The following is a 12622-nucleotide window of genomic DNA, read 5'->3' as shown; positions in this document are numbered from 1 at the left end:
CCAGCAACCATCACTATCATTACATATTCATGTCCGTTATAATAAACCACGTAATGCAACACCGGATTTTCGGCCACAGACAAACACACATATCAAAAAGGAGAGATTCATTATTATGAAAAAACAGATTAAAGTTCTGGCTGTATTATCCACTGCCATGTTCATGGCAGCAGTAACCCCTAGCTTCGTTGGCACTGCTTCCACTGCTTACGCCAAAAGCGTTGGCTGGACAGAAGAAAACGGCAACTGGTATTACTATGATTCTTACGGCGAGGCAATCACCGACACCTGGAAGAAGAATGGCGATGACTGGTATTACCTGGATTCAGACGGAATCCGCGCCGCTGACAGGCAGATTGATGAGTATTACGTAGGAGAAGACGGAAAACGCGTGAGCATGAAGTGGGTTTCCGTGGAAAATGAAGATTTCTGGGATGAGGACGATGCTCCTGAATTCCTGTATTACTATTATGGAAGGGACGGCAAGGCCCTGACCTCCAGATGGGCTTCCATCAACGGAAGCTGGTATTACTTCAACGAGGACGGCATCATGCAGACCGGCTCCATCACAGTAGATGGATATAATTACTATCTCGGTGAGGACGGCAGCAGAAAGACCGGCTGGATTCTTCTGGCCGATGAAACCGATGACCCGGAATACGTTGAGTCATGGTACTACTTCGACAATACGGGCAAGCGTATTGAAAATGAAGTTGACAAAAAGATTGAAGGCCAGTACTACACCTTTGTGGACGGCCGCATGCAGACCGGCTGGTACAAACTTCCTGCCCAGGCAGCAGCAGAGTCCGGCGAAGCCCAGACAGCAACCCCTTCCGAGGCAGCTCCTGCAGCGGAGCAGACAGTAGCGGGCTACCAGTACTACGATGAGGATGGAAAGCGCGCTTCCGGATGGAGAACCATCGAAGGCGTGGAGGGCATCAGCGAGGAAGCTGAGCTTTACCGCTTCTATTTCAAGAACGGCAAGCCTTACCATGCAGAAAAAGGCCTTGAACTGTTCACCATTGAATCCAGAAAATATGCCTTTAACACAAAGGGCGAAATGCAGACCGGCAAGAAGGTGGTAAACCTGGAGGACGGCAACGTGGCTAACTTCTACTTTGACGAAGAAGGCGTCATGAAGACCGGCAAGCAGGTCATCTTTGACGAAGACTTAGGCGAGACACAGAACTGGTACTTCCACACCGACGGCTCCAGAAAGGGCCAGGGCTTCCACGGCATCAAGGACAATGTGCTGTATGTATACGGCCTGCGTCAGGAAGCCGATAAGGACCTGCGCTTTGCGCCTGTAGAGTTAAACGGCAACCAGTATCTTGTAAACAGCAACGGCGCAGTACAGAAGGCCACCTCTTCCTCCAAATCCAGCGCAATGCCTGAGCTTGGCAGCGGCTACAAGGATTTCAAGGACGAGAATGACAAAGTATGGACTGTAAATACCGAAGGTATCATCCAGTCCCAGAACGCCTCCCTGTAACAGACACACAATACAATCATAAAACCGCCCCATCATCCGTTCACTTAACCGGCGGTTCACGGCAGACTAACCAATTAGTCTGCCGTTTTTTTGTCCATTCTGACGAATTTACAAAAATCGCGGAAAAAAGTGGTATATTTTGCGATTTAAAACGTTATATATATTAATAAGTATTAATCAGGAGAGGACATTATGAGAGAACTTGCTGTTTTTTATTGCCCCAAATGCGGACACTATGCCTATTATCAGACATCCCGTCATCCCCAGTGCCCCAAATGCGGCACCCAGGAAGCCATGTACATGGTCAGGATGCATTATACGGAATTCATGCGCATGTCCTGCGATGAACGTGACGAATTCCTCTCCAGGGAAATCCTGAAGACCAATCCGTCTCTTATCACCCGTCTGACTGAACCCCACAAGCGCTATAACAGCCGGGAAATCATCGCAGAAATGAACAATGTAATTATGAACCTGGATACAGAAAATAAGATTCTCAGCGATACCGTGAAATGGATGCACGATACCATATGGGAACTGATGCATGAGAAACGGGAAGCTGCCCAGGGTAAGGCTGTTCAGGAAGAACCGGCGCAGAGTGGCGCTGCCCAGAGTGGGGCTGCCCAAAGGGAGGCCGCCCAAAGAGAGGCTGCCGCCGCCGATATATCACAGCCCGGCGCCGGAAAAACAGAGGGATAAATCTAACCGGATCCCAATCTGAAAAACATATAAATTTCCAACTTTATATATCTTTTGTGCAAATAGTGCGTTATAATAGTACATATAGAAGATGTTTTGTGCACAATTGTATTGTAAGGTTGGAAAGGAGTGGAACTATGAGCCATAAGATTATCACTATAGCCCGTCAGTTCGGCAGCGGAGGCCACGAAGTCGCCCAAAGGCTGTCAGACCAGCTGGGGATTCCTCTCTACGACCGGAATCTGGTGGAGATGGCCGCCGAAAGGATGGGACATTCTCCTGTAAGTATTGAAAAGGCAGATGAGTCCGCACTGTCCTCCTTCCTGGCCAGCTATCAGATTCCCAAGGAGCCCAATTCCGTGACCGGATACGGATTATCCCTGAATGACAGCACTTATGTTACCCAGACCATCATGATAGAGGCGCTGGCCCAGAAGGGTCCATGCATCATCGTAGGCCGCTGCGGCGATTATGTGCTGCGCAGCTATCCTGATTTGATTGACGTATTTATCTGCGCCGACATGGATGACCGGGTGCGCCGGATTATGGAACGCTACAGCTTTTCGGAGAGGGATGCTGTCAACGCCATCAAGTCCACGGACCGCCGCCGCAAAAACTATTATGAAAACTACACCAAACGCAAATGGGGCAGCATTGAATCCCATCAGATGCTCTTAAACATCAGCAAAATCGGCATGGACAGGACCGTACAAATCATCAAACGAATTTATGAAACTCCATAAATTTATTACCATTCAAAAGGCAGGCGCCTGAAGGTATTTCCTTTGGGCGTCTGCCTTGCTTTTAAATATTTATCTTTCCTCACCGTCCAATCCCTGTCTTGGAAATATACGCCTCATACTGCCTCAGGGCATTCTCCTTAAAAGGCGCGCTGACCGTAAACTCTGAACCGTCAAACAGGGTCACCATACGTACGCTGAAGGTTGCCACATATCGGAGATTTACGGCATAGGACTTATGCAGCCGTATGAAACCAGCCTGCTCCATATTAATTTTGGAAAACAAATTTTCTAAGGTGGAATAGCAATGATATGTATGGCCGGCAGTCACAATTTTCACCCGCCGGTTGTCACCTTCGAAATAGAGGATGTCTTTTAAGGGTATTCTGTATACTGTCCGGCTTGATTTGAATTCAAAGGTTCCGGCATCACCCTCTATCTTTTCACAAGCTTTATAAAATATATTCTGGAAATCCTCCGGCCTGATTGGCTTCTTTAAAAAATGAAAGGGCTGGAACTGGAACAAATCCAGCGCATATTCATCCCCGTAAGCCGACATATAGACAATCATGCTCGTATCATTGCCCAGCTCCTCCCGGATGAACCTGCCCAGTTCAATTCCGCTCCTGTCCTTCATCACAATGTCCAGAAAAATCAAATCATAATGCCGTTCCTGCAGTGCTTCCTCAAATTCCTTACCGGTGTTGAATATCTCCACCTCCAGCCTACGTCCCTCTTTCCATCGCCTGATATAGTCCTCCAGCTGGCTGCACACCTGAAAGTCATCGTCACATATTGCTATCTGTATCATGCACCTATCCCCGTACTGCAATTTTAATCCTTAATATTTTACACCCCCCTGCTGTTGTTTCTCATTACATGTTGAAAAAAGACGTTTACACGTTGAAATTTGTCGAAAAATCATCCTCCCAGGGTAATATCCTGGGCTGCATACCATTTAAGGGCATCTTCCACATGCTCCCTCTTAAAGTCCGGCCAGTATTCATCAACCACATAGAAATCCGAATACACGGACTGCACAGGCAGAAAGCCGGAAAGCCGCCTCCGTCCTCCCCACCGTATAATGAGGTCGATTCTGGAAACCTCAGCTGTCTTAAGCCCTGGCCCAATGGCTTTGTCCTTAAATCCCAAATCCCACTCCCAGCTGTAATTTACCAGGAAATTAATCTTCATCCCGCCTTTCCCAAAATCCTGTCTGGCGGTAAAGGGAAGCAGCTCACGGGGAAACATGGGGGATTTTGTATTTCCCAGCACCAGCAGGCTGGCATCTTCCTTTGCCAGCTCCTCCACCGCTGCCACACAGGCTCTGGTAAATGCCTGTCTCTGGACAGAGGGCCGCTTTGTATTATCCGCCGTAAACCCGTAAAAAGACATTTCCCCAATGCCCAGTTCCCGGCACATGCGGTACAGGGACATTCCGGGCGAAATTCCGTGTCCATATCCTTCTGATTTATCCATTCCCTGGCCTTTGGCCCATCTCCGGTTTCCGTCCGGAATGATTCCGATGTGTTTTGGCAGCCTCATACCATCTCCTCCGTTCTTGCTTGTATATGGAAAGTATGGTCGTAAATGGCAAATCTATACCGCGGCCCGGTACAGGCAATCAGTCTTCCATTATTTTCTTTGGCTTATCCGTAATCAGGTTATCCGCCCCGGCTCTTCTGCATTTGTCAACCGAGTAGGCATCATTGACCGTCCAGGCTATGACTTCTTTGCCCAGCGCATGGATGTAGCTCACGGTCTCGGGGTTTATGAGGTCAATGCTCAGCACAAAATTGTCGGCACTGGTAAATGCCTCGGGCTGTTCTATGGCCTTGGAGGAGATAAATCCAGTCTCCAGGCCCGGGTCCAGCTGCTTTACCGTCTGAAGGGATTGATAGTCAAAGGACGTAATCATACACTGGCCTGCCATGCCCTTTGCCTGAATCATCCCAACCAATACCGGAATAAAGTCCTGGGTCTGGTGGCCATTGACCTTCACCTCTATATTCAGCTTTATCTTATCCTTGCAGTAATCCAGCACTTCCTCCAGGGTTGGTATCCTGACATCCTTAAAAAACGGGCCCCAATGGCTGGCAGCATTAATACAACTCAGCTCCTCATAACTCAAATCCCATATCTTGTCTGCTTTTCCTGTCATGCGCATCAAGTCAGCGTCGTGAAAAATCACCAGCACCCCGTCCTTTGTCTGCGTCACATCCAGCTCAATCCAGTCCGCCCCGTTTTCCACGGCTGCTTTAAAAGCCGGCATGGTATTCTCCGGCGCCTGGGAGTTATCCCCTCTGTGGGCAGTGATTTCCACCTTGCTCATCCATCCGTCCCCTGACCGTTCCTTTGCCAGGCCCCGGACGGGTATCATGGATGCAATCACCGCAGCGCCCAAAAGGGCTGCTGTTATTTTTCTTTTATTTATTTTAACCATACTCCGTATCATATCAACGCTCCATATCATATCAATATCCCGGCCGCCCATCCTTTTCAGCGTCAAAAACAAGGCGCATCTGGCCGCCGTCAGCAGGACAGACAATTGATTTCATCTCCCGCACTGTAATCCGTTCCTCCCCCGTAAGCCTGCCGCACAGAAGGGGCGAGTCAGGGTCGTATATCCTGCGTCCGGCTTCCACCTGGGCCGGACTGAAATTCGCATAGCAGTACCTGCAGAAATGGGAGCAGGTATTGTAAGCGCCGATATCCACACTCCTGACGCAGCCGCATTCCTCTCTCTGGGTATGGTCCTTCTTTACATCCAGGGAACGGCCCAGCAGTCCGGCAATCAGTTGGTCATCAATACATTTGCCCTTACGGATATGGAACCCGGACAAATCCGCTGCCTCTGAACAGGTCCTGACGGTCATGCCATGCCTCTCTGCCTCCGGCCCCATGAAGGAGGCCAGGACCTGTATGTCCTCTCCCGTCATGGCATGGGCCTGAATCCGGTCCATCCTGCCCTTTATTTTCTGGTACATATCCAGGAAACTGATGACGCAGGTATCGGTGTAGCCTTCCAGGCAGCTGCACAGCCTGGAAAACCATTGGAAATGGTATTCCCTTGTATGGGACGGACTGAGAAGCACAGGGTCATATCTCCATATAACCCGCTCAGGCCCCAGCCTGGCGGACAGCTCCCGAAACGTCTTTACCAGTTCATTTTTATGGGGAAGGCCCGGTTCCACGTCCGTCCCATAGGGCGTCAGGGTAAACTGAAAATAATAGGGATATCCCATCCGGTCTAACAAAGACAGTTTTTCCATCATGGGACCCGGGTCCTTTGTCCAGAACACAAAGCAGTCCGCCGTATCCCGGTTCAGGAGAATCTTACTGACCTGCCTGGGATTCATGGGATTCCTTACATACAGGTACCCTTCCTCCAGCCGCCTGAAAAACCAGTCTGAGTAAAACGCAGGGATGTCTGTTCTCCTACTGGCGCTGATAATCATGGCTGGACCTCCCTTCTCTGGCTGACACGGCAATCTGTGTAGTATAATATAACATATGGGGTGGCAGGAAGCAATCTGTGAGAAGCCTAAAATCCTTACATTTACAGTAAGATATAATAAAATCCATCCAGAAAGGTAGGATTTCATCCCCCTGACTAAATGGATTTAACGGCTCTTGCCCCTATTATTTTATCTCACCGCTCTGCTCCCTGGCCCAGTGGTCCACGATAATACTTGGCGCATACACAAACATCATATGCAATTCCCCTTCTCCGGTATTATACAGAGAGTGTTTTAGATTACTTGGAATAAAGATACAATCGCCTTCCTTTACCTGCTGCTTCTCCCCGTCTACCTCCATCTCTCCATGGCCCTTCAGAATCGTATAAGACTCCACTGTCTCATGGTCATGCTCCGGTATCCCGCCGCCTTTATACACCACCACATAGCCCTGGCAGAATTTCCCGCCTTCCATGGCTCCATTCTGGCCCAGGATGACCCGGGTACGCCGGCCGGCCGGAAATTCCGTCCCTTCTATATCCCATATGTTCACTTTTTCCATTTCATTCCTCCAGACTGCCTAGGAAATCAGATTCTTCACAGACTCCCGTTCAATGAGCCTGCCTTTAAAATAGGTCTGGCTCTTATGGGCGCAGGTCTGCGTCTTTATCTGCTCCATCAGCTGTTCAAATATGATTCCTGCCGTATCTGCCAGGGAATGGCGCAGCGTGGTCAGCGGAGGGTCCAGGTATTTTACCTGGGGAATATCATCAAATCCAACTACGGATATATCATCCGGTATCTTTAGTCCGCTTTTGGTGATGCCTCTGTATACGCCGTAAGCCATAAAATCATTGAACATGAATATGCCTGTGGGCCTTTCCTCCTGGCGCATTAATTCCAGGGTTTTATAATAGGCATCGTCCTCGGATTCCACATCGCGGACAATATATTTCTCGTAGTCCTCTATCCCGCATTCCCCAAGAGCCTTCAGGGCCCCTGCCAGACGCTCCCTGTTATACTGACGGTCCTTGTCGTTAATATACAGGGCAATCTTCCTGTGTCCATTGCCGGTCAGGCACCTCACCGCCTGGCAGGCCGCATCTTCATTGTCAATATTAATACAGGGGGCATCCACATCAAAGGTACGGTTTACAATCACCATGGGAATCTCCCCTATGTATGGCTTCACATGTTCCACATCCTCTGTGGATGCAATATACAGTATGCCGTCTACAAACAGGTATTTAAGGGTTTTAAAGTACTCCTTCTCCTTTTTCACATCTCCCAGTGCATCACATAAAATCAGGGAATAACCTGCCTTTGTAGCGCATGCCTCCATATATTTTACTACCTCCGGATAATATGGGTTCATGATATCCGGTATGATGAGGCCAATCAGCTTGCTTCCGCCTTTTTTCAGGCTCCTGGCCGCCAGATTGGGCTTATAGTTCAAATCACTGACAGCCTTCATCACTTTCTCTTTTGTCTCTGGCTCTACAAATGCCACGCCTGACAGCGCTCTGGATACTGTGCTGGGAGAAACCCCTGCATATTTTGCAACATCACGAATTCCTACCATTGGTATTCTCCTTTAACCGCCTTTTACCTTATAATACCATCTTCACGGTAATCTTTCCAGACATTTTCAAACCAGATTTCCTCGTCGGGAAGGGGTCTTACAGGCCTCCAGGATACATGGCAGACCTTCCTTCCTGCATCATAATAAATCTCCTGGAGCACGGATGCATCCGTCTCCTCTGTCCTGTTCCTGAACCGTTCATCCAAATGGGGGTTAGGTATCTGCCCCTCCGGATTATATACCAGACAGGACCCTCTGCTGACGCCGACCCTGGCGTCATAATCCTTCATGGCCTCCAGGTAAACAAACTGGCTTATCAGAAGATGCTTCAGTTTATACAACTCCTTAAGCGCTTCCGGTCCCTTAATACGGACCTTGCGCTCCAGCTGTTCCCTCTGCCTCCGGTTTTCCTCAAGAGCTGTTCCTATCCCTTCCCCTGAGCGGATACACGCCCCGTATTTGGTCATCCTGATTCCCAGCAGCCTGAGCTGTCCTGCCACATCCGTCAGGCAGTCCTGTGTGCTCTGCAGGGCGAGTTCTCCAAAGGCCGTCTCCTCCTCCACCTCCTTCATGTGGGCGCTGAGGAACTGCTCCCTTTGGCAGGGTTCCCCCATGTAACGCTTCACAATATACTGGCTGGCCCGTATGGCGCCTACCTGACCTGCATTCAGTGCACTCCCCCCCGGACGGTATATGCCGTGGGAACCATTTACCTCACCGACGGTGAAGAGGTGCCGGATATTGCTCTCCCACCACTGGTTTCCTCCGATTCCGCCGTTGTTATGCTGCGCGCACACTGCAATCTCCAGATACTCCCCGGACAAATCAATATGATGGCTGCTGTAAACTTCAATGGCCGACGGATTCATATGCTTCAGCCGTTTATAAGGCGTATCCAGAAGAGCTTTGGAATTCTCAAGATACTCCCTGGCCTCCCCGGCCAGATACCGGAACGTAACATGTCCGTCTTCCATCAATGCAGACGGATTATGCATAAAATCCAGGTAAACCCGTCTTCCCTTCAGCACAGTCTCCTGATAAACAAGCAGGTCAATGAGAGAGGACCCCTGGGCTTCAACCTTTCTGGGGTCAAAGGGCCATTGATATCCTTTTAAGAAAACTGCCGTCAAAAGCTGTCTGGGCGTATCAAAATAATCATTCAGGAATTCCCTCTCATTGCCGCCGTCCTGGTCGGCAGACAGATAACGGGGCAGGCATTGCTGGAAGGTTCCCGACAAATTCCATCTGTGCTTTACAGATGCAATTCCAAACTGGGACTCAGTCAGATTCTTTGCGGCAGCTCCTGCCTCCAGCAATATTCCCATCCCGCCGGTCTGACTGACCGGATATACACTGGCCTGATACATCCCTGCTTCCCCGCCCGTGGCCCATATGACGTTAACGGCTGAAAACACGGCATACCGTTCATCGGGTGAAGCGGCCTTCCGTTTATTCAGGGCAATGATGCCCGCCGCCCTCTTTACGCCGTCCTCTTCTTCCGTGAGCAGGCGTACTGCCTGATAGCCGTCAAAGAACGGGATTCCCCGTTCCTCTGCCTGGCGTTCCAGGCATTCGGTCATGTATTTGGATGTCAGCGGGCCTGCGGAAATCCCCCTTTTTAACGGGTCGTGGTCCGTCTTATACCCCACGTATTCCCCGCTCCTGTTAAAAGGAAAAGGCACGCCGATATCCACCAAATGGTAAAATGCCCGGAGAGAGCCGGCTGCCTCAGCCATGGCAATATCTCCATCCACACATCCCCCCTCAAACAGGGTCTCCGCCATTTTCCGGATGCTGTCCGGTTCACTGCCGCACTGGGTCAGTTTATAGTAGGTCTGTTTGTCTGAACCCGTATTCCTGGACGTCCCCATATACCGTCCTTCTGTAATCAGGGCAATGTTTTTCTGCCCCAGCTTATGAAGGGTTACGGCTGCATTAAGACCTGCTGCCCCGGTTCCGACTATGATTGTATTGTATTGGTAAAAAGGTATCCTGTTAATATCCATATGCTGAAACCACATCCTATAAACGCCGGATGTGGAACCCTCCATCCACATCTATGTAATTGCCTGTCGTGTAACAGAAATCGTCGGAGCAGAACGCCCTGACCGCCTTTGCCACATCCTCAGGAGTTCCCCATCTCGCGATGGGGAACATCCCCTGACTGATAAGTTCTGTATACTTTTCTTCCACCTGGCTGGTCATATCGGTGCGGATGACTCCGGGCCTTATTTCATATACAAAAATCCCCTCCGGGGCCAGCCGGTCCGCATACAGCTGGGTGAGCATGGAAATGCCTGCTTTGGAAACACAGTACTCCCCCCTGTTGACAGAGGACACCCGGGAGGAACAGGATGAAATGTTGACAATGGTCCCCCGCTTGCCGCCATACAAAGGCTGTCTCATCATCTGCAGCGCCGCAGCCTGCGTCATGAACATATTTCCTTTTGTATTGGTTTCCATCACATAGTCAAAGCTCTCCTCTGTCATCTCCAGCAAATCAGCCCTTACCTTTGGCGCCACTCCCGCATTGTTGACCAGCACATGGATTTCCCCAAAGCGCTCTGCAGTTTCCCGGACAACACGGATTCTGTCTTCAGACCTTCCTATGTCCCCGGCAAACCAGGCATAGGAGACGCCTGCATCACGTAGCAGCCTGGTGCTTTCCGGATAGCAGGACTCATGGCGGGTAGCCATAACAGCAACCTGATACCCATTTACTCCCAGCTCCCGTGCAATAGCCAAACCAATTCCCCTGCTTCCTCCTGTAACAAGTGCTGTCTTCATCTCCATCCACCTCCTATTTCATAATCAGTTCAGGCAGCGTCATGGTAAGCGCCGGAATAAAGGTCACAAGCAGCAGCGTAATGAGCATGGGAATATATAAGGGCAGCATTGCCTTTGAAACCTTCTCAATCTTCATATTGCCAATGGCGCATCCTGTGAACAGCGCCGTGCCTACGGGCGGCGTACACAATCCGATACCCAGGTTCAGCATCATCATGACGCCAAACTGGATGGGACTCATGCCAAACTTTGTCACAACAGGCAGCAGAATTGGAGCCATGATGAGTACAAGGGGAGCCAAATCCATGACGCAGCCCAGCAAAAGCAGAATCAGGTTTATAAGAAGCAGTACAATAATCTTATTATCGCTGATTCCAAGGAGCAGGTTTGTGGCCAGGGTCGGCACGTTCAGATACGCCATTACCCAGCCAAAAGCGCCGGCTGCAGCTATGAGGGCGTACACCATGGACAAGGTCTTAATGGTATTTCCCAGCACCACGGGAATATCCCTTACATGCAGTTCCCGGTATATAAAAAATCCCACAAATAAACAGTAGATGCAGGCAACAGCCGCTGATTCCGTTGCCGTGAAAAAGCCGGCTGATACACCGCCGATGATAATGACCATGGCAAGCATGGCGAAAAATGTATCCTTTGTAACCCTGAGGGCTTCTTTAAAAGGCAGCTTTTTCCCTTTGGGGTAATGCTTTTTCTTGGAAATGATGTAGCACATTACCATGATGAAAACGCCCAGCATAATACCAGGAATATAACCTGCGCAGAACAGGCTGCCCACGGATACGCCTCCTGCCACCATGGAGTACAGCACCATATTGTGACTGGGAGGAATGATAAGGCCCTGACAGGAGCTGGCCACCGTAACAGCAATGGAAAAGTCCTTTTCATATCCGGCCTCCTCCATCATGGGAATTTCCAGGGCTCCCAGGGACGACACATCCGCAATGGCAGAACCGGATATGCCGCCAAACAGCATGGAGGCCAGTACATTTACATGGGCAAGCCCTCCGGTTATCTGTCCCACGCACACATTTGCAAAGGCCAGCAGGCGGCTGGATATACCGCCTGCAGCCATGATTTCCCCCATAAGAATAAAAAAGGGAATTGCCAGCAGTGAAAATGAGTTGAGCTGTTTGGACATCTGCTGCACCAGGGTCATAACAGGCACCTGGATATACAGCATGGTGAAGGCTGTGGATATAATCATTGAAAAGGTAATCGGGCATTTAATCATGATAAGCAGCACAAAAGTTATGAGAAGGATTGCGATTGCCATATTGGGGTTCATTCTTTTTCCTCCTCCTCTCTGTCAAACTTACCGGCGTCACCGGTTTTCTTGTATTTCTTCAAGCCCATCATGTCCAGGACCGTAAAATAGATAATGGCAATGCCGCTGACCGGTATCATGAGATACATCAGCGATGAGGGCCATTTGGTTACCGGAAGCCTTGAGTCCATGGTGGACAGCACCATCCTGACCCCATAAACAGTAAAAAAAGTACCTACCAGCAGTGTTATAATCCGGTTCACCACATCAATCACTTTCCTGGCCCCGGCCGGGAATTTATCATAAAACAATTCCACGCCAATATGCAGATTCTTTTCCGCGCCAATGGCAATACCCAGAAACGCCATCCAAATCGTAAGCAGCAGCGCCACCTCCTGGTTCCAGCGGATATTGGTGCGCAGTATATTCCTGCAGAATACCTGGGCGCATATAATTACGATTACAACTGCCAGGACCCATCTTGCATAGCCATATATAACCTTATAAAACAGATTGAAAATATCAATCAGTACCTTCTTAATTCCTTTCAGCATCTTCAGTCTCCTATATGCCAGTCCC

General features: G+C 49.7%; 13 protein-coding genes. 3 read left to right on the top strand and 10 right to left on the bottom strand.

Annotated elements, in window-relative coordinates; translation table 11 throughout:
* Positions 1-115 precede the first annotated feature (115 nt).
* The 3 genes from FGS84_RS18260 to FGS84_RS18250 all read left to right on the top strand — a co-directional run bounded on the left by FGS84_RS18260 (position 116) and on the right by FGS84_RS18250 (position 2934).
* Positions 116-1492 carry a cell wall-binding protein gene (locus FGS84_RS18260; protein ID WP_138309880.1) on the top strand — a complete coding sequence of 459 codons (1377 nt, stop codon included), beginning with the start codon at positions 116-118 and terminating at the stop codon, positions 1490-1492.
* Positions 1493-1684: 192 nt separating this feature from the next.
* Positions 1685-2191, top strand: coding sequence for a hypothetical protein (locus FGS84_RS18255; protein WP_138309879.1), 507 nt, complete (start codon positions 1685-1687; stop codon positions 2189-2191).
* 137 nt (positions 2192-2328) lie between these two features.
* Complete coding sequence (locus tag FGS84_RS18250; protein ID WP_138309878.1) at positions 2329-2934, top strand: cytidylate kinase-like family protein; 606 nt, start codon at positions 2329-2331, stop codon at positions 2932-2934.
* A 79-nt stretch (positions 2935-3013) separates the two neighbouring features.
* On the opposite strand, the gene FGS84_RS18245 is transcribed toward FGS84_RS18250, so the two are convergent.
* From FGS84_RS18245 to FGS84_RS18200, 10 genes are all read right to left on the bottom strand, one after another.
* Positions 3014-3742, bottom strand: a complete 729-nt coding sequence (locus FGS84_RS18245) for a LytTR family DNA-binding domain-containing protein (protein ID WP_138309877.1) — start codon at positions 3740-3742, stop codon at positions 3014-3016.
* Between the two features lie 110 nt (positions 3743-3852).
* On the bottom strand, positions 3853-4476 hold the full coding sequence (locus FGS84_RS18240) for an undecaprenyl diphosphate synthase family protein (protein ID WP_138309876.1): 624 nt from the start codon (positions 4474-4476) through the stop codon (positions 3853-3855).
* 79 nt (positions 4477-4555) lie between these two features.
* Positions 4556-5386 carry a glycerophosphodiester phosphodiesterase family protein gene (locus FGS84_RS18235; RefSeq protein ID WP_243130014.1) on the bottom strand — a complete coding sequence of 277 codons (831 nt, stop codon included), beginning with the start codon at positions 5384-5386 and terminating at the stop codon, positions 4556-4558.
* Positions 5387-5405: 19 nt separating this feature from the next.
* Positions 5406-6389: a DUF1848 domain-containing protein gene (locus FGS84_RS18230; RefSeq protein ID WP_138309875.1), complete on the bottom strand. Its 984-nt coding sequence runs from the start codon at positions 6387-6389 to the stop codon at positions 5406-5408.
* Between the two features lie 184 nt (positions 6390-6573).
* Positions 6574-6951, bottom strand: a complete 378-nt coding sequence (locus FGS84_RS18225) for a cupin domain-containing protein (RefSeq protein ID WP_138309874.1) — start codon at positions 6949-6951, stop codon at positions 6574-6576.
* An 18-nt stretch (positions 6952-6969) separates the two neighbouring features.
* Positions 6970-7971: a LacI family DNA-binding transcriptional regulator gene (locus tag FGS84_RS18220; RefSeq protein WP_138309873.1), complete on the bottom strand. Its 1002-nt coding sequence runs from the start codon at positions 7969-7971 to the stop codon at positions 6970-6972.
* 23 nt (positions 7972-7994) lie between these two features.
* Positions 7995-9977, bottom strand: coding sequence for an FAD-binding protein (locus FGS84_RS18215; protein ID WP_138309872.1), 1983 nt, complete (start codon positions 9975-9977; stop codon positions 7995-7997).
* A 16-nt stretch (positions 9978-9993) separates the two neighbouring features.
* The gene (locus tag FGS84_RS18210) at positions 9994-10758 is read right to left on the bottom strand and encodes a 3-ketoacyl-ACP reductase (RefSeq protein WP_138309871.1); all 765 of its coding nucleotides are present in this window, start codon (positions 10756-10758) and stop codon (positions 9994-9996) included.
* Positions 10759-10771: 13 nt separating this feature from the next.
* Positions 10772-12064 (bottom strand): TRAP transporter large permease, encoded by a 1293-nt coding sequence (locus tag FGS84_RS18205; protein WP_138309870.1) that lies wholly within the window; start codon positions 12062-12064, stop codon positions 10772-10774.
* A complete protein-coding gene (locus FGS84_RS18200; RefSeq protein ID WP_138309869.1) occupies positions 12061-12597 on the bottom strand; it encodes a TRAP transporter small permease in 537 nt (178 codons plus the stop codon). Before FGS84_RS18200 ends, FGS84_RS18205 begins: the two co-directional genes overlap by 4 nt.
* Positions 12598-12622: the final 25 nt, after the last annotated feature.

It is taken from the genome of Clostridium sp. 1001271st1 H5 (genome assembly GCF_005845215.1).
Classification (GTDB): Bacteria; Bacillota; Clostridia; order Lachnospirales; family Lachnospiraceae; genus Enterocloster.
Note: the sequence above shows the minus strand (reverse complement) of the source record. Positions and strands in the feature narration are given on the sequence as shown.

Coding starts and splice junctions, on each gene's coding strand:
- FGS84_RS18260 (WP_138309880.1), top strand. CDS start 116: ATGAAAAAACAGATTAAAGTTCTGGCTGTATTATCCACTGCCATGTTC.
- FGS84_RS18255 (WP_138309879.1), top strand. CDS start 1,685: ATGAGAGAACTTGCTGTTTTTTATTGCCCCAAATGCGGACACTATGCC.
- FGS84_RS18250 (WP_138309878.1), top strand. CDS start 2,329: ATGAGCCATAAGATTATCACTATAGCCCGTCAGTTCGGCAGCGGAGGC.
- FGS84_RS18245 (WP_138309877.1), bottom strand. CDS start 3,742: ATGATACAGATAGCAATATGTGACGATGACTTTCAGGTGTGCAGCCAG.
- FGS84_RS18240 (WP_138309876.1), bottom strand. CDS start 4,476: ATGAGGCTGCCAAAACACATCGGAATCATTCCGGACGGAAACCGGAGA.
- FGS84_RS18235 (WP_243130014.1), bottom strand. CDS start 5,386: ATGATACGGAGTATGGTTAAAATAAATAAAAGAAAAATAACAGCAGCC.
- FGS84_RS18230 (WP_138309875.1), bottom strand. CDS start 6,389: ATGATTATCAGCGCCAGTAGGAGAACAGACATCCCTGCGTTTTACTCA.
- FGS84_RS18225 (WP_138309874.1), bottom strand. CDS start 6,951: ATGGAAAAAGTGAACATATGGGATATAGAAGGGACGGAATTTCCGGCC.
- FGS84_RS18220 (WP_138309873.1), bottom strand. CDS start 7,971: ATGGTAGGAATTCGTGATGTTGCAAAATATGCAGGGGTTTCTCCCAGC.
- FGS84_RS18215 (WP_138309872.1), bottom strand. CDS start 9,977: ATGGATATTAACAGGATACCTTTTTACCAATACAATACAATCATAGTC.
- FGS84_RS18210 (WP_138309871.1), bottom strand. CDS start 10,758: ATGAAGACAGCACTTGTTACAGGAGGAAGCAGGGGAATTGGTTTGGCT.
- FGS84_RS18205 (WP_138309870.1), bottom strand. CDS start 12,064: ATGAACCCCAATATGGCAATCGCAATCCTTCTCATAACTTTTGTGCTG.
- FGS84_RS18200 (WP_138309869.1), bottom strand. CDS start 12,597: ATGCTGAAAGGAATTAAGAAGGTACTGATTGATATTTTCAATCTGTTT.